Genomic DNA, 20,400 nt, shown 5'->3' on the forward strand with positions numbered 1-20,400 from the left:
GAGTCACTTTAGGGGCGGAGGGGAAGATTCACTGCCACGGTGGTGCCGATGCCGACTTGTGAGGTGAGCGTGATGCGGCCGTCGTGCGCGTGGATGATCTGCTGCACCAGGCTGAGGCCGATGCCGTGCCCGGGCTGTGATCGCGCCCGGTCCGATCGCCAGAACCGGTCGAAGGCGTGTTTCAGGTCGTTGTTGTCCATGCCGATGCCGGTGTCCCGCACGGTGACGGTGCAGGTCCTGTCGTGGACGGCAGTGCTGACGGTGATGACGCCCGTCGGCGGGGTGAATTTCAACGCGTTGTCGATGACGTTCGCGATCGCTCGAGCGAGCAGGGCCGGGGAGCCCAGAACGGCCGCGGCCCGCCCCCGGTGAACGTCCAGCCGGGCGGCATCCACTGGGCTACTGGCTCGCGCGTCGATGTCGAGGCGGACAAGGTCATTCAGGTCGACGAGTTCGTACGTTTTCTTCAGCTCGGCTCCCGCGCCGCGCGATAGCAGCAGGAGGTCATTGGTGAGCTGGGTGAGGCCGCCGACGGCGTCGAGCGCGGTCTGCATCGCCCGCTCATACTCGGCCGGGGTGCGGATGCTGAGCAGGGCGAGTTCGAGTTCGCCCTCAATGACACTGAGCGGGCTGCGCATCTCGTGAGAGGCGCCATCGACGAAGCGTTGCTGCAGCTCGTAGCTTTTCTGCAACGGTGCCAGGGCTGCGCGGGCCATGAGAAAACTCGCGATCGGGATCAGCACCAACAAGACGGCGTAGAGCACGAGCAGGCCGGTGCGGAGGTTAGCGAAGCCCTGCTCGGCCGCGTTAATGGCGCCGGCACCGTCCGATTCAGCGGCGTCGAAATCGAAGGTTCCGGTGACGAAGATGTAGATGCCAACCGCGAACGCGGCGAACAGCACCAGCTGCACAATCGTGTAGGTGACGGTGAGTCGAACCAACGCGCGGCGAAACATCAGCTGTCCGCTTGGATCAGGTAGCCGGCGCCGCGCCGGGTCTCGATGATGACCGTTTCGCCGGGCAGGGTGAGTTTTTGCCGCAGGTAGCGGATGTAGGTTTGCACGACGTTGCTGAATCCCTCATAGTTGCTGTCCCACGCATGATCAATCAGCTCGGTGGCACTAATGATGGTGCCGGCGTTGCGCATCAGGTATTCCAGCACAGCGAATTCCTTCGCCGTCAACACAATGGTGCGCCCGGCCCGCATCGCGGTGCGGGTGGCGGGGTCGAGGGAGACCCCTTGCGCCTGCAGCACGGGTGCGTACGCCCGCGGAGAACGCCGAAGGAGCGCCCGCACGCGGGCCAACAGCTCGACCAGGTGGAACGGTTTGACGATGTAGTCGTCGGCGCCGGCGTCGAGCCCTTCAACCTTGGTACGCATCGAATCCAGCGCGGTCAGCATCAGCACGGGCACGTCGCTATTGATCAAGCGGATGCATCGGCACACGTCCATCCCTCCACCCGGCAGTCCCGGGAGCATCAAATCCAGTACGACCAGATCGTAGGTGTCAATTTCGAAGGCCTGCACGCCGTCGGGCGCGGTGTGGGCGACATCGACGGCATAGCCGGATTCGGTGAGGGTACGACGGATGACGTCCGCGATGCGGACGTCATCCTCGATAACGAGCACCTTCATACGCTGCCCGGCCCGACCGATTGCGGACGTGGCGGGTAGCGGGTGATGGTCATAGCCTCGACCCTAGACCGTGGCCGAGGAGACCAGGATGAGAAGCCCGAAACCTCACGGCGATCACTGCGGCAGGCACTGCCGCGTTCCGCTGATCCTCACACCCGATCATTCTGGCGGCGTGAGACGAGGGCTCGGATGACGACGGGAACCACGGAGAGCATAACGATGCCGATCAGCACGAGATCGATGTAGCGTGCGGCGAAGTCGGCGACGCCCGGGATGTGTGCCAGCCCGAAGCCCAGGAGCACCACCGCGGTCGTCCAGAGCACGGCGCCGATGATGTTGAACAGTGTGAACACCCGCCGGCGCATTTTGCCGACGCCGGCCGCGACGGGGGCAAAGGTGCGTACGACCGGTACGAAGCGGGCGATGGTGACGGCCGCCGGGCCGAACCGATCAAAGAACCCCTGCGTTCGGATGACGCTCTTTCGGCTGAACAGGCCAGAGTCGCGCCGGTCGAAAATGCGTCGGCCCGTCGTGCGCCCGATAATGTACCCGAGTTGGTCGCCCAGCACCGCCGATAGGGCGATGGCCGGGATGACGATCCAGAGCGGCTGGCTGATCACCCCGCTGAGGACGAGCACGCCGGTGAAGAACAGCAGGGTATCCCCGGGCAAGAAGAACCCGACGAGCAGGCCCGTCTCCACGAACACGATCGCGCAGACGACCACGAGGCCCCAGACGCCGGCGCCGGCGATCACAGATTGCGGATCCAGAAAACCGGACGTGGGTAGTGCGGTGGCGATCATGGTGTTCATGCTGCAGGGACTTTCTCTGAGTTTTCTGAAGGCGATCCGGGCATCCGCTGCTGCGCGAGGTGTTTAGGCGGTGGCCGTCAGTTGGGCGTTCGTGGTGCGGGCGCGGCGGGTGAGCACGATCACGAGGATGAGGATCACGGCCAGGAACAGCACGCTGGTTCCCGTCGTTCCGAGCCCCAGGCCGCCATCAGCGACAGGCTGAGACAGCAGATCGCCGGTGGATGCGCCCAGCGGGCGGGTCAGGATGTAGGCGATCCAGAAGGCCAGCACAGCGTTCAAGTGGAAGACGAAGTACGCCACAGCGACCAGCGCGATGGCGGCGGCGAAGACGAGCAGCGCGACGAAGAAGCCCAGGTTGAGTCCTTCGGCAACGAGGTCGCCCGCCGCAGTCCCGAGGGCGAACGTGAACAACACGGCCAGCCAGTAGAACGACTCCCGCCGAGTCGTGAAGATGGAGTGGATGGACAGGGTCTTCTCCGAGATGGCCCAGACGGTGAAGGTCGCGGCCAGTGCGATGGCGAAAACGACCGTCGTCACCCACAGGGGAACGCCGAGGCTGTCGGTGAGGTTATCGGTGATCAGAGTTCCCACAACGCTGATGAGCACCACGGCCAGCCAGTAAACCGCCGGGGTGTATTTCTGCGATCTGAATTGCACGATCAGCGCGGCGACCAGCAGGGCTGCCATAATAATCGACGTGATCGTCAGTCCCAGGTCGAGGTCGACGTTGAGGAAGTCCGCGGCGGTCTCCCCCACTGTGGTCGCGAGTACCTTGATCACCCAGAAGATGAGGGTGACCTCGGGCACCTTGGTGAGGATGTTCCGGACGGGCGAAACGGTCGTGGAGCGGGTCGAGGTCGTGGACATGTGTTCCTCCTGGGATGGGGTCGGTAACACCAGCGAACACGGTGGTGTCTAAGACTTCTCACAGAAGAAAGCAATCATCGCAATCGATTTTTTTACCAGGTAAGCGGCGACCTGCTCGACGGAGCAGGATCAGGCCGCGGCTGGCTTCGCGCGCGGGAGGGTGAGGCTGATCGCTGTGCCTGCGGCGCCGCTGTCGACGACGTGCACGGCTCCTCCGTAGCGCACCGCAATTTCCCGCACCAAGGACAGGCCGATACCAAACCCCGTTCGGGCGTCCCCGCCACCGTCTACGGCCGCGCCGGAGTGCGCGAATCGATCAAAGATGCGGGCGGGGTCGATGCCTTGAATGCCGGGGCCGCGATCGCGCACGGTGACCACCACCGTCTTCTTGGTCACGGCCACGCCCACCGCGACAATCGACCCGCTGGGGGCGAAGCGCACAGCGTTATCCAGCAGCGCGACCGCGCAGCGGGTGATGCTGGAGGCGGGCACGCGCACCGGCGCGGGCTGGGCTGCATCCATTTCAATGGTGATGTTTTTATCGACGGCGATCAGTGCCATCGATTGCACGGCGGCATCGACGGCAGCGACCAGGTCGACGACGACGGTATCGTGCACGGCCGCGCCGCCGACTTCAGCAGATTCGAGCAAGTCGTTGACGATGTGGATGAGGTCCTTCGCATCGCTGCGGAGCTCCGCAACGACCGAGGACGACGGGTCATCGGCGGGGAGGGTGCGCTGCAGAATTTGCAGGCGGGCATCAAGCACCGCAAGCGGGGTTCGGAGTTCATGGCTGGCGTCAGCGACAAACGCCCGTTGGATGCGCAGCACATCACCGAGCGGTTGCACGGCCCGGCGGGTGACCAGAAAACTCAACACCCCGGCCAGAATGATCAATGCCACGCCCAACACTCCCGCGGCCCGCAGCAGGTTGACTGCGCTGACTTGCAGGTTGTCGGTGTCGGGCACCGGTTCGAACAGCTCACCGGGCGAGATCTCGGACAGGATGTAAACGAAGACGGCAACGATGACCACCGCGACAACCGCAGCGCACGCGATCGCGATGCGGGTCCCGACGAGTCGGGAGGCCCGACGGATGGCGAGGGTGTCGCTGTCAACGATGCGGGTGCGGCTTCGGATCATGGCTGTCCCAGGCGGTAACCCTCACCGCGCACGGTGAGGACGATGTCGGTTTCGGTCTTGCGCCGCAGATAATGCACGTAGGTGTCCACCGTCCCGGCGGTGTCCGCGGCGCTAAACACGGTCTGCAGGATCTGCTGGCGGGAGAACGTGCGTTGTGGGGCATCCGCTAACAATTTGAGCAGTTCGTTCTCCTTCACCGTCAGCAGGATGCGCCCGTCATACGGGGAATAGATCGTTCGACTGTCGGGGTAGTACTCCCAGGCGCCCACCAGCACCGTGCGGCCCTCCCCGGTGAAGACCCGACGGATGGCCCGGAGCCGGGCGAAGAGCTCATCGAATTCGAACGGTTTGACCAGGTAATCGTTGGCGCCAATGTCCAGCCCGGCCACCTTGTCCCCCGTCGTTCCCAGCGCAGTGAGGAGCAGGATGGGAGTGGTCACCAGTTTGCGGCGGAGCGCTTCAACCACTCCGAGGCCGTCCAACGTCGGCAGGCGCCGGTCGATCACCATGACCTCGAACTCGCCGCCGAGACCGGCCGCAAGTCCCTCCGCGCCGTCGGCGACCAGGGTGACATCGTAGTTTTCCGTGAGCACGTCGCGGATCATCGGGCCGAGCTTGGCATCATCTTCGATCAACAACAGCCGGGGGCGAGCTGTGCTCTCAGCGGGCATTCCAGACTCCTCCGTGCACGGGTCCAGCGTGGAGGCCGGATCGACGTTCGCTCCAGTGTGCCAGTAGTAGCACCGAAGCGGCGTTCACCAGCGCCACGGCAGCAAGCGAGTACACGACCGACGCCACCACATCCGACGGGTAATGCACCCCCAAATAGACCCGGGACGCAGCCGTGGCGAGCACCACCACCGCGGCCGTTCCAATCACAAACGGATGCCATCGGTGACCGGCCGTGACGAGGACGACCCCGAGCAGGAAGCAGGCGGCGAAGCTGGTGTGTCCGCTCGGAAAGCTGAGACCACCCGGTTCAAGCAGCAGGATGTGCGGCAGCGACGGTATGTCAGGTCGCGCCCGCTGCACCAGGAGTTTGATCACGTCGGCGCCCAGCGTGGGAATCATCACCACCAGCACGAAGCGGATCGCCGCGCCGGGTCGCCGGGTCAACAGCAGCACCGATCCGGCTGCCAACAAGACCAGTACCACGCCCACTGCGGGGCTGAACAGCCAGTCAATGCCGAGGGCCACCGCGTCCAGAGGCGCGCTGTGGTCAGCGTTTACCTGCCGGAGAACATTCATCTCCCCGTCCGTCCACCCCGCCGACCCGATGACCACGAACCCAGTGGCTATGACGGTGAGAATGACTCCAGCCGCGGGAAGAGCGGTCCGAACGAACCTGTGCAGTGGTCGGGTTTCTGAGCTCATCCCCCCAGACTTACCCGTCACGTCACAGAACAGTCTAAGAATTGTGCCTGCCGGGACGGGCTCTCACTGACCATTCAGTCCCGCTCCGCAGGAGTTGGTTCCTTCAACACCTACCCGGAGCAGTTCACCGAACGACGCGATGAACACAAGCAGTGCACCTCCCGGTAAACTGGCCGTGGGAAACCGGGTGGACAGCCGCATTCGCAGCGGCCTGCAGGCCGTGGCGGCCGCGGTTGTCGAATAGCTCACGCGGTCTCGGCTCCGAGCTGCAGCCTGGTCATCACAGCTTCGACGCGGGCGCGTGCCGGAGCGTTCAACCCTCGGATGGGGCGCGGCAGACAGTCCGGGGCCACCAAGCCCAGTTGTTCTGCGATCGCGGCAACCACCCGGTAGCTCCCGCCGAGCTCGGCGAAGAGGGCCCACAGCGGCTCGAGCCGCGCGGACTGTTGCTCGGCTTCGCTGCTATCGCCGTCTTGTGCGGCCCGTGTGATCGCGAGGGCGAGTTCGGGGAGTGTTCCGCCGATCACGGAGTACCAGGCGTCGCATCCGGCGTTCAACCCGGTCGCTGCCGAGGCATCACCAGAGACCCCCACGGTCACGTGTGCGGGCACCGCATCCCGGATTGTTTGCACCCGGGCGGCGGCACGGGCTGGCACTCCGGGGACTCCCGGGATCTTGATCGCGGCCACCTGCGGGAGTCGGGCGATGCTGGCGTACAAGTCGTCGGTGAAGGTGACGTGGGTGGTGCCGGGGTTGTCGTAGACGACCAACGGCACAGACAGGTTCGAGGTCACGTCCTCGAACAACCCGAAGACGTCATCGTCCGTGAGCGGCTGGTAGCTGACCGGTGCCAGCAGCACGGCGCGTGCGCCAGCTTCCTGCGCGTCTTCCGCCAGGGCGAGGACGTGCGACGTGCGGAGCGCACCAATGCCGACGATCACTGGCACCGTCTCGGCGTGCTGGACGGCGCACAGTGCCACCCGGCGTCGCTCCTCGCGGTCCAGATACATGTACGACCCGGTCGAGCCGAGAGCGGTGATCGAGTCGACACCCGCAGTGACCAACTTCCCGATCAGCCCCGCGTAGGCGGTCTCGTCGAATGCGTCGTTGCGGAGCGGCGTCAAGGGGAAGGCGCTCAGACCGGTGAACATGGGCACTCCATTCGGATGGCAGTAGCTGCGGCAGTCCTTCCATCCTAGTGCACTATAATGCACCGTGTGGGTGTTGAACCGGATGACTTGGCGGCGGTCATCGGCGCGCGCATTCGAGCGTGCCGGCATGCCCTGAAGTGGACGCTCGATGAGGTGGCGGCGCAGTCCGGGGTCAGCCGTCGGATGATCGTCAAGGTCGAAAAAGGCGAGGCCAACCCGAGCGTGGCGACCCTGCTCCTTCTCAGTGATGCGCTCGGAATCGACCTTCCGACGCTGGTCGCAGCCCGGGACGGTGTTCCAGCGGCACTGACGCGTCGCGGCGACGGCGCGGAACTTTGGTCAAGCCCGAGCGGCGGTAGTGGAATTTTGCTTGCGGGTACCCCGTCGCCCGACGTCTTGGAACTGTGGCAGTGGACCCTTGCCCCCGGAGATACCCACGAAAACACGCCCCATGTTGCTGGCACACGAGAGATCCTGCACGTCGGCAGAGGCGTGGTGAACCTCACCGTCGGCCCCGATGAGGTGAGCCTCAGCCCCGGCGACACCTTCGCGTTCGATGGCGACCAAGCGCACGCCTACGCGAACACGTCGAAATCCACTGCGGAGTTCACGCTTGCCGTCTTCGAGCCCGGCGTCGGTACGTCCAGCCCACGCCCCTCCCACCAGACCACCTGACGGCAGGAACACCATGACGACCTAACACGACCTCCTCAGCGGGGCCTGCGTCGACGATGAGATCTTCGCGCTTCGACCGGACTACCGCGCCTGCCTCCTCACCGTGTCTGGCCTCACCCCGGGGGAAAGCGACGACGCCAGTGACGCTCTGCTCCACGAGGCGGAGACAACAGCCCGGCACCTCCTGGCAGCAGCACCGGTCGAGGAGGTGCCACACGTTGCGGCGTGGCGGGATGCCAACCGTGGCTTCGGTGCGAAACCGCAACGCACGAGGAACAGCCTCGAGGCGCTCCTTCGCCGGGCCGGGGACGGGCTGCCACGGGTGAACCGGCTGACGGACCTCTATAACGCGATCTCCGTCCTGCATCAGGTGCCTCTCGGCGGCGAGGACCTTGACCGTTACGTCGGCGCACCCCGCCTCATCCGTGCCACTGGCGACGACACTTTCGATACCAGTGCCGGCGGCGCCGACGTCACCGAGCACCCCGACTCCGGTGAGGTCGTCTAGTGCGATGACGCCGGCGTCACCTGCCGGCGGTGGAACTGGCGTCAAGGCCGCCTCACGCGGCTGAGCGACAGCACCACACGTGCCCTGTCCATCTTGGATGCGCTTGCCGCGATGACCGACGAGCAGCTGCACGAAGACCTCGCCACCCACCTCGCCCGGCTCGGCCCCCACGTCGGCGTCGAATCGCGAATCCTCGCGCGCCCCACCCCCAACTGACCTCGCCACTCGCGTTCTACCTCCCGGAACAGGACTGCCATGACGCCTTCACCGGACAAGCACGACGCCTCGACCGTTGGCGACCTCACCTGGGCCGTCCATGGTGGTAACCGCATCGATGCCGGTACGGGCGCGATCCGGAGCCCGTTGGTGATGGCGAACTCCTATTTGCTGCCCGAGGACCCGGCATCGATGAACTGATCAGCGACCGAGCAGCTGGTCTACGGGCGGAATGGTTCCGCCAACCAGGAAGCCCTTGAAAGAAAGATCGCAGCGCTCGAAGGCGGGGAGGTGACGGTAGCGTTCGCGACCGGTGTCGCGGCCCTACACGGGGTATTCTTCACCCTGCTGCGCACTGGCGATCACGTGATCGTCTCCGACGTCACCTACGAGGCTGTCTGGCGACTGTTCTCTGAGCTGCTGCCGGAACGGTACGGGATCGAAGCGTCCTTCGTCGACGTCGCCGACGACGACGCGGTCCGGGAAGCAATCCGGCCCAGCACGAAGCTGATCCACGTCGCGACAATCGCGAACCCCACCACCAAGGTCGCCGACATCAGCTCCCTCGCGGCCATCACCCACTACAAGGGGCTCCTGTTGAGCGTGGACGCAACCTTCACACACCCACCGTTCTTCCGCACTCTCGAACACGGCGCCGATCTCGCCGTGCACTCGCTAACGAAGTACATCAACGGTCACGGTGACGCGATGGACGGCGTCGTCACCGGCAACGCCGCCCTGATCGACCGAATCCGCCATGACGCCTTGGTCGACGTCGGCGGGGTTACGAACCGCGCTCTGGGCAGATTTTGCGAGCTTTCACGCACATCCTCTGCGCTCCGCCACATAGTCCTCTACCGGCCGCGCAACGTGGCTAACTCGTCGAGCAACTCCCGTCATCGTGAGCTACTCCGAGACACCCTCGAAGAGGAGCGCGAGCTCGTCGAGTTCGACGTCCCAGCCCTCCCGGTTCTGCTCAAGACGTTCGCGACGGTAGCGGGTGCCGCCGGGAAGTGTATCGAAGCCCGATTCGATCACCGTGACATCCGTCCCGGTACTAGCATCGGCGATGGTGAAGCGCACGTGCGTCGAGTACTCGTCGAGCTGTTCGGCGGGGATGCCCGACCAACGGAAGCCGAACGAGCCGTCGGGCACGACCTCGGTGATTTCGATCGGGAAGCTGCCGTAGTCATCCCAGTCGATGCTGCCAGTAGCACCGGGTTCGAGCGCGGCGAACCCCGCACCGTCGCCAAACCACTTGACCATCACCTCGGGGTCGGTCAGCGCCTTCCAGACGCGCGCGCGCGAGGCCTCGATGTGCACGGTGCGGGTTACTGTGTGCCCCTTGATTCTTGCGTGATCAGACACGGTGTTTCCTTCACGTTCAAGCCGAGCGCGACGGGACATTGCCCGCCGAGCGGCACGTCAGCAAGTTCAGCAAACGCACCTCATCGAGCCTACCCATGATTGCCTATCTGCTCACGGCCGGGTGAGCGCGGTGAACGCGGATGTGTGCTCGGCAATAGATAGCTGCAAGCGCCTACGGAACGGCGAACAGCATCGCCAGCACGCCCCACTTCAGCCCGCGCCGCGTGTTAATCGCGTCGATCACGATGGCGGTCGGCATGAACCGGCGCAAGAAAGAATAGGTGCTGGCGGTGGCGGCCAGAATAAGTTCGAACATGGCGCGGCCTTTCAGATGCTCGGCAACAAGAACCTGAAAGACGGAGAGTCATGCCATCGCAACGCGCGACGGCGCATAAAAGAGGCTGCCTACGATTATTTTAGAACCGGATGTCGGCAGGCGAAAGTATCGCGCATACCATTTCCCACATGAATCTTCCTGCACCGGATCGCGCTCAAACCGTTGCGCCGAACTGTGGGAACCGTCAGGACGAGCCGCTCCATGCGGCCGGAACGATGGTCCAGAGAAGCTCGGTCTGTCCCCCACTGCGGTTGTCCCAAGAGTGGGGTTGGCGCCCCGCGACGGTCATCGTGTCCCCCTCCGATAGCTCAACTTCGCCTCCTACCAGCCGAAGGACGAGGCTCCCGGATAACACGTGCAACACCTCGACATCGCAGTTGATCGTGTAGAGCTCGTCTCCCCCTGAGGCTCCGGGGGCGAGGGTCGAGCGGAGTACTTGCACCCGTGACTCGCCCCGTGGGGTGAGCAGCTTTTCGATCGCGCCCTTCCCACCCATGTTGATGAGTGCCGCATCGGCGAGGGCTATGACCTCGTTATCGGGCGCCTCGAAGAGCGAGCCGAGCTGAAGGGAAAGCACCTGGCACAGTGCCACGAGCGAAGACACGCTGGGCGAGGTCTCGTCTCGCTCCACTCTGCTGATGAAGCCGGTGCTGAGGTTACTTGCCGCGGCTACGTCCGCGATCGTCAAGGCCTGGGCTAGCCGCGTTGCCCGGAGTTTCGCTCCGATCGCGAGCGGTGCGCCCGATGGTGCCGGGTTGAGAGCTCGCACAGTGCCTTGCCTTTCTTAACGCGTTTCGACCTGACATGGGACTGTTTCCCAGTATCTCGCGATCTCTCGCCGCTCCCCGCCATGCGCACGGCCGGTGTCGCCGCGGGCCGGGCTTAGCGCGGTGTCATGGCCGAAAGGATTTCGTAGGCGACATGGGAGGCGGCAACGGCCGTAATCTGCGCATGGTCGTAGGCGGGGGCGACTTCGACGACGTCGGCTCCGACGATCCGCACGGCGCTCAGCGCACGGATGATGGCCAGCAATTCCCTGCTCGTCAGCCCGCCCGCTTCCGGGGTGCCGGTTCCGGGAGCGTGAGCGGGGTCGAGAACATCGATATCGACGGACACGTATACCGGGCGGTTGCCGAGGCGGGCCAGCATCCGCTTTACGACTCCGGCAACGCCCTCGGTCTCGACTTCGTGGGCGGCAATGACGGCGAAGCCCAGGCGGGCGTCATCGGTGAGGTCCTTGCGGCCGTAGAGCGGGCCACGAATACCGATGTGCAGGCTGGCTTCGAGGTCAATTAAACCCTCCTCGGATGCGCGGCGAAAGGGCGTGCCGTGGGTCACAGGTGCGCCGAAGTAGGTGTCCCACGTGTCGAGGTGAGCGTCGAAGTGCAGCACCGCGACCGGGCCCGTCACCTTGGTGACCGCCCGCAGCAGGGGAAGGGCGATGGTGTGGTCCCCCCCAATCGTCAGCAGTCGTGTTCCGCCAGCGCCGAGACGGGTTGCCTCTGCCTCAATCTGAGCGACTGCCTCGTCGATTTTGAAGGGGTTCGCCGCAATGTCTCCTGCGTCGACGACCTGCTGAGTGGCGAACGGCTCTACATCCTGCACGGGGTTGTAGGGCCGCAGCAGCCGGGAGGCCTCGCGCACGTGGGCCGGGCCGAAGCGGGCTCCGGGACGGTAGCTGACCCCGCTGTCAAACGGCACACCCACAACGGCTATGTCTGCGTTGGGCACGTCTTCGATGCGGGGAAGTCGGGCGAAGGTGGCGATGCCGGCATAACGGGGTGAAATGCTGGCGTCGGATGGACCGATCGGATTGTTCATGGGAGCTTTCTTGGAGGGAGTCGGTGGAAGAGTGATCTGCGAGCCGGTGGTGACAGGGAGTGCGGCCTGCCTATGGCGTAAGTTGCAGCGCGACAGCCCGCACGGGCGCTCCATCCGCCGCCTCGAAGGCGATGGGCAGCAGAGAGATGAAGGGCTCATCGAAGTCGACCGACGCAAGATTCGTGAGGTTCTCGCAGATCACTCCGTCAACGTCTGCAATGAGGTGATGCACGGGAAAGCCCTCACCGTGATGGGTGGAGTCCGGTGTCTCATCGATGTTGATCGCGTCGATCCCGAAGGTGCGAATGCCCAGGGAAATGAGTTTGGCGCAGGCATCGGCGTCGAGGAATGGATTGTCGAAGTACGTCGGTGAGCCGCAGTGCGCGCTCCATCCCGTGTGGAGAAGCACGATAGCTCCCGGCAGAAGTTGCGCCTCGACGGGCTTGAAGTACGACCACGTGATGCGACCGCGCGCGCCCGCGGCACGGGCGTCGACGAGTACACCTGTGCCGACGAACCGGTCCAGCGGCAACTCATCGAGTTTCTTGGCCGCATCATCAAAGTGGTACGGAGCGTCAACGTGGGTGCCCGTTTGTGACCCCATGGACACCGAGAGAAGGTTAAAGCCGTCGCGATCGATCGTGCTGTGCGGGTCAAACCGTGGCACAGGATCTCCCGGATAGACCTGGGTGTCTGCGTTCACCAGGAGGGAGAGATCCACGACCTTGTTTGTCTTCATAGTCAAAAACTATTGCACAGGAGACAACATCCCGCTAGTGTCAATCAAAACCTGCCGCCTCCGCCGGCCCCCCTCCACGAGTCAAAGGCAAACCCATGAGTGACAACAATGGCGTTCATCACACCGCGCCCGCCGTCGAGCTAAACGCGCGGCCAAAAATCACCGAGGTTGAAACCCTCGGCGTCGACACCATTCCCGACGCCGACCGTACCTCGACCTGGCTCGACCTCCTCCGCATCCAGTTTGGCGGCGCGAACACGTTTGCCACCGTGCTGCTCGGTACCTTCCCGATCGTCCTTGGCCTTTCCTTCTGGCAAGCCGCCCTCGCAACGATCTGCGGAGTGCTCGTCGGCACGTTCTTCCTGATGCCGATGGGACTATTCGGCCCGAAAACAGGCACCAACAACGCGGTGTCATCCGCTGCATTCTTCGGCGTGCGCGGGCGAGTGGTCGGCTCGTTCCTCTCCCTTCTCACCGCCATCGCCTTCTACTCCATCTCGGTGTGGGTCAGTGGCGACGCACTCGTGGGCGCGCTCACCCGGCTTGGAGGCATAACGGACTCAATCGGACTTCGCACCCTGGTCTACGGAGTGATCGGAGTGATCGTCATCGTCGTGGTGGTGTACGGCTATCAGTTCATGCTGCTGGTGAACAAGACCGCGGTCATCGCCAACACGATCCTCATCCTTCTGGCTATAGTCGCGTTCAACGGTGTGTTTGACAGCTCCTACAATCCCGGACCCGCGGCCTTTGCGCTCGGCTCCTTCTGGCCGACATTCGTCGCCGCCGCGCTCATCGTGGCCTCCAACCCCATCTCGTTCGGGGCGTTCCTCGGAGATTGGTCCCGCTACATCCCCCGCACCACCCCGACTCGCAAGATCCTCGGCGCAACACTGATCGGCCAGTCCCTCACCCTCATTCCCTTCCTCTTCGGTGTGGCGACCGCAACGATCGTCGCTGGCGAGAGCGACTACGTCGTCGCCCTCATCCAGGCATCGCCCATCTGGTACGCGGTACTCCTCATGGGAGTGGCCTTCATCGGCGGACTGTCGACGGGCACGACCTCCCTCTACGGCACGGGCCTCGACTTCTCTTCGGTCTTTCCTCGGTTCACCCGCGCCCAGGCCACCATCGGTATCGGCATCGTCGCCTTCCTCTTCATCCTGACCGGCCGCATCTTCTTCGACCTGCTCGGCGCCGTGAACGCTTTCGTCGGCGCCATCATCGTCACGACCACCCCATGGATGGTCATCATGGCCATTGGCTACATCGTGCGCCGAGGCAACTTTCGCCCGCGCGATCTCCAGGTTTTCAACCGCGGTGAAATCGGCGGCGCTTACTGGTTCAACAACGGAGTCAACTGGCGCGGAATGGTCGCCTGGATCGGAGCCGCTACCCTCGGACTGCTCTTTGCGAACTACCCGCCCATCATCGTTGGACCCTTCATCAATCTGGGCGGCGGCGTCGATCTCAGCCTCGCGATCGCCGTGATCTCGGCGGCCGTACTCTATCTTGGAGCGCTTTGGATCTTTCCCGAGCCCCGATTCGTGTTTGGTGATCAAGGCGCACGCGGCGTACCAACCAGAGAATCGACTATCCCTGCCATCGAAACCGACCATTCGTCCACCGCCGCCAAGGTCGCAGCACGCCGAGTCGGAGCCGCAACGTGAGCATGTCCGAAGCAGTGACAGCGGATGCGTTGGCCGCAGCCGACCAGATCATCGAGGACTTCGGCCATCACCACCGCGACGCCTATTTCGCCCGGTTCAGCCCGCAGGCAACCTTCATGTTCCACAACGTCGGGCGGCGCCTGGAGTCGCGGGAAGAGTATGAGCAGCTCTGGCTGGAATGGGAATCAGACGGATTCACGGTCATCTCATGCACGTCTACGAACCGCCGCATTCAGCTGGTTGGCTCCGTCGCCGTGTTCACCCACGATGTCGAGACAGTCTCCGAAGTTGCGGGCGAACGGTCGACAAGTCAAGAATCTGAGACCATCGTGCTTTCACTCACAGGCGGAACCTGGCTCGGTATCCACGAGCACCTGTCTATGCGCACCAACAACGCCGCGGACTAACTCCCCGGCGCCGATAGCGGGCTTCGTTTCAATGGAGCGGACACGTCGAAATACTTGGCCAGGTCCCTCGTGGTTAAATGTGAATCAAGGCTGAAACTCAGGAGGCATTCGGCACCCCTCACCCATCGGCGATCGCGGTCGCTCTTAGTAACTCTAAGATGATTTGAGCGTCTTCTGCGCCAGCGCCAACAATAGGCAGCTTTCAGGAATATACGTCAATCACATCGGGTGTCGTTGCATCTGTGCGGACTGAAAACTCTTGATCAAAGCGAATTCCAATCGCGGTGGTGAGACTTGAACCCAGAACTAATGGAAATACTCCGAATGTGACACGTTCGCCAGTGAAGAGAAGACCTGATCAGGTGTCGTTTTGACGACGCTCTCGGAATTGAACCCGAGACAGATGTTCTTATAGTCAAATCTCGACGATTTTCGCCGGATAAAATCCCAGATCAGATCCAAATTACAGTAGGGCGGCCGGGACTTGAACCCGGGACCGACGGTTTGCACCGAGGCCATTTAGGCTGATACTCGGCTCGCATTCAAACCTCGGTTTGTCTCGCTTTTTCTCGATCTGATCTGGAGCTTCTTGCGTGAGATGTCGTCGTCATTATCTCAACACCTCGGGCCGTCTCGGCGGGTTTCGGAGCGATAAACGGTGAATAAACATGTGTGCGTCAAGTTCTCACGCGCCGACGTTGCTACCCGTGGGGCGTCCGCTGAGGAGGTTCTTGGTGAACCGCATAATGTCGTCCTGGAGCTCGGCATAAGCCTGCGTGGCCGGAGTCTCTGAACGGGCAAAGGATTCCACGGTCTCCAGCACGGACGTGATGATCAACCGGGGAGTGCGCACTTTCCACGCCTCGCCTTCGGCCACAAGGTCATCGATCGTGATGGCGGCATGACTGTATTTTCGGTTGACGGCCAGAGCCATCTTGCCGTCGCTGTCGAGGTGCGTTTGCGGAACGACATCGTAGGCCGGGGTGATTCTCGTGCCGCCGTCCGGGAGGTGGAGCATGCTGACGTTCTTGGCGTGCATATCAAGGTTACCCACGGCCTGCGAGACGGTCAGGAGCCGGAGGAGCTGCTCGACGGACGCTCGGTCGCCGTCGCGACCGAGGACATCCGCTATGCGCTTGAGGGAGACCTTGCCGCCGTACTCTTGATATTTCTCGTTCTTTGATGCGCCGAGAGCTTGGTTCATGTCTTCTTGGTGAAGGCGTCCCTGGGGTGCGTGCGGTGATCGGTCATAGCGCTCGATGACCAGACCGGGGACTCCGCCGAAGTCTTCGATCCAGGTGTGGAGCATGGTGAGGCCGGCCGCTTTGGCGGCTCGGAAGCCGTATTCTTCGTCGAAGGTGATGGTCGGGTAGCGCACGGACGATGGCTTGATGATATGGGTCGACGGGTACCCCTCGAGGACTTGAAACCAGTGGTCATCCTGTCGTGCGAGCACGATCTTGTCTTGGACGCCGGCCAAGGACGTGCGCCCAGACTGCGGCCGGTTTCCGAGAGGAGCGGTTTGAGTATTGGTGAGCATCCGGCCCACTTCGACCCCGTCAACCAGCGCGACGGCCGGCGTGCGCGGCTCCCCCGGACCCTCTGGATCGTAAATCTGAATAGCGCCGGCGACGTCGCGGCCAAACCGTGCCAACAGCGCAATGGTGTCGTCGGTGGAGACTCTGATCTCCGCGGCGAGGTTGTCCAGAGCGGTGCCCTCGGGTAAGAGTTCGGCGAAGAAGTTGCGTCTTCGCGCTGCCCGGCTGCGGTTGCTGACCAGGTCGAACGGCACCGATGCGGAGAGAATTGTGCTGCCGAGCCCAAAGGTCTCGATGGCGTTCTTCGCGGTTACGAAATCAAACGTGCGACGGTCCGCACCGACCAGATGCCCAACCAGTTCGCCGTACAGCTCGACGCGTAAGTCACCCACGGGGCTCATCCACAACGTCGTCTTGGGGCCCGTCGGTGCCTGGATCGACCTCCATATACATGCGGATACCGGTCTCCCGCATGATCGCAAAGATGCGCTCGAGCACGATGGTGTTCTTTCCGGATTCCAAACCCCAGATGTATTTCTGGTCGGTCTCCAACCTGTCCGCGAGATCACGCTGCGTCAAGCCGCGCACGAGACGGCCCTGCTGCAGCATTCGACCGAGACCCTCAGGACCCTTCACTTCTCCACGTGCAGCCATGACATTCTCCTCGCGAAGGTCTTATTCCCTTCAGACTAGCTGATGGCAATATCGCCGTCAATTGGAGCGAAGGCTTTATTACCGTCGTAGGGACGAATACTGAACTGGCCCCACTTGCGGAGCGCACGACCTGGCGGTTGGTGACTGCATGATCTCTGAAAATTTGCGAGGGAGTGGCCTGCCGACCGGATGAGTGGGGATGCATCGGCGTCGGTATGATGGCGTGACGTACCGCGGCTCGGGCAACCACCTATCCAATCAGCGAGGTCACGTCCCGCCGGCTGGTGTAGTCATACGTCAGATGTATTCCGTTGTCAACGAGCACAATCCAGGCCCGCAAGCGGGACCTCCGACGTCGCACTTTCAGGCAAATTACTGAGCCGCAGTTGGCTTGCTCGATATCACAGGGGAATCATTCAACTCGCCCGCGGCGACACCGGGACGGCGGATGCGTTCGGGTCGAGATTCGGATCCCAGGGCCGGGGCATCCCGATCGGGTTTGGAAACGGAAAAACCGTTTGGCACACTCTCGCGATGGGCGCGAGCGTGCGGGCGATACGTGCGATCTCAGCGTCGTTCAATCCGCGCCACGGACCGACCGCCAGCTGGTTGGTCATGTTCTCGGCGCGCTCCACTGCCACCCTGCCATTCTCGCTGATCTCGCCCTGGCCGGTCAGCAGCCCACGAGTCATGAGCTCTTCGACTTCGACAGCCCACTCTTCCTCTGTCCAGCCACGCGCCTTCCGCACACTCGTCGCGTCGATATCCACCGCGCTGCGCAACACGATAGTACTGATGCCCGCGATCCCGCCCTCCACCAGTGCCATAACATGACCGTCACCGCGATGCTCGCGAAGCGTGGCAGCGGCCTGCCAGAGCCGGCGATACGGATCCGCCTCCACCGCCAGCGCGCTGTTCGCCGCCGCGAGAGGTCGACCAATGGTGTCGACACGAGCCGCTATCTTGGCAAGTACGTCAGCCGCTTCGGCGACAGATCGTTCGTCGGGCACGAGGTTTCGCAACGTCGCTGCTGCACCCCGCGACCGCGCGTCGAGGACCCGGTCGACGGTCATCGTCGACCACACAGCCGGCAGCACCCGCTCGACCAAGAACGGAGCGAACCCACTGAAAATCGCCACCACCGGAGCAGCCGTCACCGCCCCGAGCGGGGCTGCGCGACCGGCGAAGTATCCGTCCCAATAACGGGTGAGTCCGATACCCGCGAACGCCTCCCTCGCCTCCGGGGAGAAATACGTCACCGCGTGGATCGGCTCAAACAACGTCCACAGTGCCCGAACGTGATGCTCCAGCTCGCTCATTCGTCTCCCTTGTCGCCGCATCTTCCCAAGTCTATTGCGCGCGGCAACACCGACCTCGAAGCGTCGCCCACCGCTGGCCCGTCGCGGACGTAGCCGTCCGGGACAGGCGGGAAAGGCGCGTGCGCGCAAACAGTTGATTTTCATTCGAATCGAAGACGAAACAGGCCCGACAGATTCCGCAGCGTGTATCGCACTACCGCCATCGAGCAGACGCTTTACAATCTCGTCGCCTACCGCGCCACCGCGGACCGGGCATCCCGTTTTACCAAAGGCCACATCGTCGTCGCCGAAGGCTAAGCGCACATCTTCCAGGTCGACCGCGACGGCGCAGCCATCCAACGCGAAGAGTTCGTCGCCAAGAAGGTCGGCCACGACCTCGCGCGTACCAACTATCAGGTCGACCGAGCCCATCGCGCGCTTCCGGGCAGCGAACAGGATGCTGCGTCGACGCAGACTGCAATCGTGCACGAGACGGAAGTGGCTCACGCCAGGGTGGTGAAACAGCGATGGCAGACTGAAACCTCCCCAGCGCCCACGACGCCGCGGCCGAATGGATCGAGGTCATCCCAGATGACTCGAACCGGGTCGTGCACCTTCTCTATGGGAACCCCAGAAGGACGGAAATTTTGGAATCAGCAATGGATAAACTATGGGTGAGTCAAGTCTTGCCCTTTCGGTACAGACAAGAAACCCTGATCAGATGAAATTTACAGTAGAGCGGCCGGGACTTGAACCCGGGACCGACGGTTTGTGACAGGCCATTATCGACCTGTCGACCTACGCGTCGAAACCTCGACAGATATCGACTTATCTCGATCTGATCAGGAGTTCCTTGTGAATGTGCGTCCAATTCTATCTCAACGCCTTGGCCCGTCTCGGCCGGTCTCGACGCAATAAACGTTGAATAAAGGTGCGCGCATCAAGTCCCATATGCGGGCTCGGATCCCACACTCGCAACGCTCACGACCAAGCGCCAACTGGACACACACTGGCTGCGCGCGGTTTGTGGGAAATCACCTATGGAGGTCAGGGCGACATTGGACGGTGGCCGGACGACCACCGAGAACTCTATCCACCAAAAGAGCCCTTCCCCGAACGGTCAACCAGGCGTTGACCTCCGCTGTGCAGTGAGACTTTTAACATCTCCACTAAGCAACGGAGGTCCCCCCTTTTCAACCCTTTAAGCCACAAGCGCCATGGCCGGGTACAGCTAGCCTGCTAGCGCGGGCTAGTCTTCGAGCAGGGTGTTGAGCACGTCGGGGCGGTTCGTGATCACGCCGTCGACGCCCAGGTCGATGGCCCGCACCATGTCTGCTTCGGTGTTAACCGTCCACACGAGCACGTCCATGCCGAGGCGGTGAACCTCAGCCACGTAGGCTGCGTCAATCGACGCGTGGAACGGGTTGATTTGGTCGGCCCAGGTGGCGAGTTCCGGGAGCTGATCGATGGTCGGTGTGCCAAGGAGGCCCACCGGAACGGTCGGTTCGAGCTCGGTGAAGGTTTTCATGGAGTCGAAGTTGAACGACTGCACCACGAGCTTGTCCTGGCCCACCGCGGACTGCACGTAGCCGCGGGACTCGCGCAGCGCAGCGGATACCTCGGCTTCGATCCCCGTGTACAGCTGCGGTGCCTTGATTTCGAGCAGCATGCCGGAGCCGCTCTTCCGAATGACCTCGATCGCCTCGGCGAAGGTCGGTAGCTTTTCACCGGTGAACTGGGCGCCCTTCCACGAGCCGGCGTCGAGGGTTTGCATCTCTGCGGCGGTGAAGTCGCCCACATTCCACGGTGCCCGGTCGGGGAAGAGGTCTTCCACGTTTGTGGTTCGGGCCAGGTTCGTGTCGTGAATGACCACGAGTTCCCCGTCGGCGGAGCGTTGAACGTCCATCTCGAGCAAATCGGCGTCCTGGTCCGTTCCGGCGCGGAAGGCGGCGAGGGTGTTCTCGGGAGTCGATTCGCTCGCGCCGCGATGCGCGGCGTTGATCACGTCGTCGGATTCGCTCGCGAAGGCGCTGGGTGCCGCGCCAACGGACAGACCGGCGACCAGGGCAACGGCAACGGCCGCGGCGGCGCCAGTGCGACGGTGCCGAAACGATTCGACCGGAACGGTGAGGGTGGGCGTGCTCATGGGATCTCCTTGCGTTGGAAGCGTTGAACTCCTTCAGGCT

General features: G+C 63.2%; 22 protein-coding genes and 1 pseudogene. 6 read left to right on the plus strand and 17 right to left on the minus strand.

Features of this window, described 5'->3' with window-relative positions:
• Positions 1–8 precede the first annotated feature (8 nt).
• The 8 genes from CXY80_RS11015 to CXY80_RS11050 all read right to left on the minus strand — a co-directional run bounded on the left by CXY80_RS11015 (position 9) and on the right by CXY80_RS11050 (position 6,983).
• Positions 9–956, minus strand: a complete 948-nt coding sequence (locus CXY80_RS11015; protein ID WP_104132536.1) for a cell wall metabolism sensor histidine kinase WalK — start codon at positions 954–956, stop codon at positions 9–11.
• A complete protein-coding gene (locus CXY80_RS11020) occupies positions 956–1,636 on the minus strand; it encodes a response regulator transcription factor (protein ID WP_104132537.1) in 681 nt (226 codons plus the stop codon). Before CXY80_RS11020 ends, CXY80_RS11015 begins: the two co-directional genes overlap by 1 nt.
• Before the next feature lie 149 nt (positions 1,637–1,785).
• The gene (locus CXY80_RS11025; RefSeq protein ID WP_104132538.1) at positions 1,786–2,448 is read right to left on the minus strand and encodes a DedA family protein; all 663 of its coding nucleotides are present in this window, start codon (positions 2,446–2,448) and stop codon (positions 1,786–1,788) included.
• A gap of 63 nt (positions 2,449–2,511) precedes the next feature.
• Entirely contained in the window at positions 2,512–3,315 is an 804-nt protein-coding gene (locus tag CXY80_RS11030) for a hypothetical protein (RefSeq protein ID WP_104132539.1), read from the minus strand.
• 129 nt (positions 3,316–3,444) lie between these two features.
• Entirely contained in the window at positions 3,445–4,458 is a 1,014-nt protein-coding gene (locus tag CXY80_RS11035) for a HAMP domain-containing sensor histidine kinase (protein ID WP_104132540.1), read from the minus strand.
• Positions 4,455–5,129: a response regulator transcription factor gene (locus CXY80_RS11040; protein ID WP_104132541.1), complete on the minus strand. Its 675-nt coding sequence runs from the start codon at positions 5,127–5,129 to the stop codon at positions 4,455–4,457. The genes CXY80_RS11035 and CXY80_RS11040 overlap by 4 nt, the downstream gene beginning before the upstream one ends.
• On the minus strand, positions 5,119–5,706 hold the full coding sequence (locus tag CXY80_RS11045) for a phosphatase PAP2 family protein (RefSeq protein WP_166789501.1): 588 nt from the start codon (positions 5,704–5,706) through the stop codon (positions 5,119–5,121). The genes CXY80_RS11040 and CXY80_RS11045 overlap by 11 nt, the downstream gene beginning before the upstream one ends.
• A 371-nt stretch (positions 5,707–6,077) precedes the next feature.
• The gene (locus CXY80_RS11050; RefSeq protein WP_092448706.1) at positions 6,078–6,983 is read right to left on the minus strand and encodes a dihydrodipicolinate synthase family protein; all 906 of its coding nucleotides are present in this window, start codon (positions 6,981–6,983) and stop codon (positions 6,078–6,080) included.
• Positions 6,984–7,049: 66 nt separating this feature from the next.
• On the opposite strand from CXY80_RS11050, the gene CXY80_RS11055 reads away from it, so the two are divergent.
• The 4 genes and pseudogenes from CXY80_RS11055 to CXY80_RS20205 form a co-directional block, all read left to right on the plus strand.
• Positions 7,050–7,658, plus strand: coding sequence for a helix-turn-helix domain-containing protein (locus tag CXY80_RS11055; protein ID WP_233195269.1), 609 nt, complete (start codon positions 7,050–7,052; stop codon positions 7,656–7,658).
• Between the two features lie 103 nt (positions 7,659–7,761).
• Positions 7,762–8,166, plus strand: a complete 405-nt coding sequence (locus tag CXY80_RS20770) for a B3/4 domain-containing protein (RefSeq protein WP_369828680.1) — start codon at positions 7,762–7,764, stop codon at positions 8,164–8,166.
• Between the two features lie 255 nt (positions 8,167–8,421).
• Complete coding sequence (locus CXY80_RS20200; protein WP_166791268.1) at positions 8,422–8,583, plus strand: hypothetical protein; 162 nt, start codon at positions 8,422–8,424, stop codon at positions 8,581–8,583.
• 66 nt (positions 8,584–8,649) lie between these two features.
• A pseudogene (locus tag CXY80_RS20205) lies at positions 8,650–9,069 on the plus strand (aminotransferase class I/II-fold pyridoxal phosphate-dependent enzyme); the annotation flags it as partial.
• A gap of 219 nt (positions 9,070–9,288) precedes the next feature.
• On the opposite strand, the gene CXY80_RS11070 reads toward CXY80_RS20205, so the two are convergent.
• The 5 genes from CXY80_RS11070 to CXY80_RS11085 form a co-directional block, all read right to left on the minus strand.
• Positions 9,289–9,750, minus strand: coding sequence for an SRPBCC domain-containing protein (locus CXY80_RS11070; RefSeq protein ID WP_233195273.1), 462 nt, complete (start codon positions 9,748–9,750; stop codon positions 9,289–9,291).
• Positions 9,751–9,922: 172 nt separating this feature from the next.
• A complete protein-coding gene (locus CXY80_RS19490) occupies positions 9,923–10,066 on the minus strand; it encodes a hypothetical protein (RefSeq protein ID WP_158251635.1) in 144 nt (47 codons plus the stop codon).
• A gap of 205 nt (positions 10,067–10,271) precedes the next feature.
• Positions 10,272–10,856, minus strand: a complete 585-nt coding sequence (locus CXY80_RS11075; RefSeq protein WP_092448708.1) for a cupin domain-containing protein — start codon at positions 10,854–10,856, stop codon at positions 10,272–10,274.
• 113 nt (positions 10,857–10,969) lie between these two features.
• Positions 10,970–11,908 carry an agmatinase gene (gene speB, locus CXY80_RS11080; protein WP_104132543.1) on the minus strand — a complete coding sequence of 313 codons (939 nt, stop codon included), beginning with the start codon at positions 11,906–11,908 and terminating at the stop codon, positions 10,970–10,972.
• A 70-nt stretch (positions 11,909–11,978) separates the two neighbouring features.
• Positions 11,979–12,647, minus strand: coding sequence for a cyclase family protein (locus CXY80_RS11085; RefSeq protein WP_104132544.1), 669 nt, complete (start codon positions 12,645–12,647; stop codon positions 11,979–11,981).
• A 95-nt stretch (positions 12,648–12,742) separates the two neighbouring features.
• Between CXY80_RS11085 and CXY80_RS11090 the strand changes: the two genes are divergently transcribed.
• Together CXY80_RS11090 and CXY80_RS11095 are read left to right on the plus strand one after the other, a co-directional pair.
• Positions 12,743–14,317 (plus strand): cytosine permease, encoded by a 1,575-nt coding sequence (locus CXY80_RS11090; protein WP_092448711.1) that lies wholly within the window; start codon positions 12,743–12,745, stop codon positions 14,315–14,317.
• Between the two features lie 2 nt (positions 14,318–14,319).
• The gene (locus CXY80_RS11095; protein WP_092448712.1) at positions 14,320–14,724 is read left to right on the plus strand and encodes a nuclear transport factor 2 family protein; all 405 of its coding nucleotides are present in this window, start codon (positions 14,320–14,322) and stop codon (positions 14,722–14,724) included.
• Positions 14,725–15,409: 685 nt separating this feature from the next.
• On the opposite strand, the gene CXY80_RS11100 is transcribed toward CXY80_RS11095, so the two are convergent.
• From CXY80_RS11100 to CXY80_RS11115, 4 genes are all read right to left on the minus strand, one after another.
• A complete protein-coding gene (locus CXY80_RS11100) occupies positions 15,410–16,654 on the minus strand; it encodes a type II toxin-antitoxin system HipA family toxin (protein ID WP_104132545.1) in 1,245 nt (414 codons plus the stop codon).
• The gene (locus CXY80_RS11105) at positions 16,647–16,916 is read right to left on the minus strand and encodes a helix-turn-helix domain-containing protein (protein WP_092448714.1); all 270 of its coding nucleotides are present in this window, start codon (positions 16,914–16,916) and stop codon (positions 16,647–16,649) included. Before CXY80_RS11105 ends, CXY80_RS11100 begins: the two co-directional genes overlap by 8 nt.
• A 416-nt stretch (positions 16,917–17,332) precedes the next feature.
• The gene (locus CXY80_RS11110; RefSeq protein WP_146070721.1) at positions 17,333–18,721 is read right to left on the minus strand and encodes a hypothetical protein; all 1,389 of its coding nucleotides are present in this window, start codon (positions 18,719–18,721) and stop codon (positions 17,333–17,335) included.
• 742 nt (positions 18,722–19,463) lie between these two features.
• Positions 19,464–20,360, minus strand: a complete 897-nt coding sequence (locus tag CXY80_RS11115) for a glycerophosphodiester phosphodiesterase family protein (RefSeq protein ID WP_104132547.1) — start codon at positions 20,358–20,360, stop codon at positions 19,464–19,466.
• Positions 20,361–20,400 lie beyond the last annotated feature (40 nt).

It is taken from the genome of Cryobacterium sp. M91 (assembly GCF_002929615.1).
Taxonomy (GTDB): Bacteria; Actinomycetota; Actinomycetes; order Actinomycetales; family Microbacteriaceae; genus Cryobacterium; species Cryobacterium levicorallinum.

Bases quoted from the DNA above. Each gene is read 5' to 3' on its own strand.
- CXY80_RS11015 (WP_104132536.1), bottom strand. From the start codon at position 956: ATGTTTCGCCGCGCGTTGGTTCGACTCACCGTCACCTACACGATTGTG.
- CXY80_RS11020 (WP_104132537.1), bottom strand. From the start codon at position 1,636: ATGAAGGTGCTCGTTATCGAGGATGACGTCCGCATCGCGGACGTCATC.
- CXY80_RS11025 (WP_104132538.1), bottom strand. From the start codon at position 2,448: ATGAACACCATGATCGCCACCGCACTACCCACGTCCGGTTTTCTGGAT.
- CXY80_RS11030 (WP_104132539.1), bottom strand. From the start codon at position 3,315: ATGTCCACGACCTCGACCCGCTCCACGACCGTTTCGCCCGTCCGGAAC.
- CXY80_RS11035 (WP_104132540.1), bottom strand. From the start codon at position 4,458: ATGATCCGAAGCCGCACCCGCATCGTTGACAGCGACACCCTCGCCATC.
- CXY80_RS11040 (WP_104132541.1), bottom strand. From the start codon at position 5,129: ATGCCCGCTGAGAGCACAGCTCGCCCCCGGCTGTTGTTGATCGAAGAT.
- CXY80_RS11045 (WP_166789501.1), bottom strand. From the start codon at position 5,706: ATGAATGTTCTCCGGCAGGTAAACGCTGACCACAGCGCGCCTCTGGAC.
- CXY80_RS11050 (WP_092448706.1), bottom strand. From the start codon at position 6,983: ATGTTCACCGGTCTGAGCGCCTTCCCCTTGACGCCGCTCCGCAACGAC.
- CXY80_RS20200 (WP_166791268.1), top strand. From the start codon at position 8,422: ATGACGCCTTCACCGGACAAGCACGACGCCTCGACCGTTGGCGACCTC.
- CXY80_RS19490 (WP_158251635.1), bottom strand. From the start codon at position 10,066: ATGTTCGAACTTATTCTGGCCGCCACCGCCAGCACCTATTCTTTCTTG.
- speB (WP_104132543.1), bottom strand. From the start codon at position 11,908: ATGAACAATCCGATCGGTCCATCCGACGCCAGCATTTCACCCCGTTAT.
- CXY80_RS11085 (WP_104132544.1), bottom strand. From the start codon at position 12,647: ATGAAGACAAACAAGGTCGTGGATCTCTCCCTCCTGGTGAACGCAGAC.
- CXY80_RS11090 (WP_092448711.1), top strand. From the start codon at position 12,743: ATGAGTGACAACAATGGCGTTCATCACACCGCGCCCGCCGTCGAGCTA.
- CXY80_RS11095 (WP_092448712.1), top strand. From the start codon at position 14,320: ATGTCCGAAGCAGTGACAGCGGATGCGTTGGCCGCAGCCGACCAGATC.
- CXY80_RS11105 (WP_092448714.1), bottom strand. From the start codon at position 16,916: ATGGCTGCACGTGGAGAAGTGAAGGGTCCTGAGGGTCTCGGTCGAATG.
- CXY80_RS11115 (WP_104132547.1), bottom strand. From the start codon at position 20,360: ATGAGCACGCCCACCCTCACCGTTCCGGTCGAATCGTTTCGGCACCGT.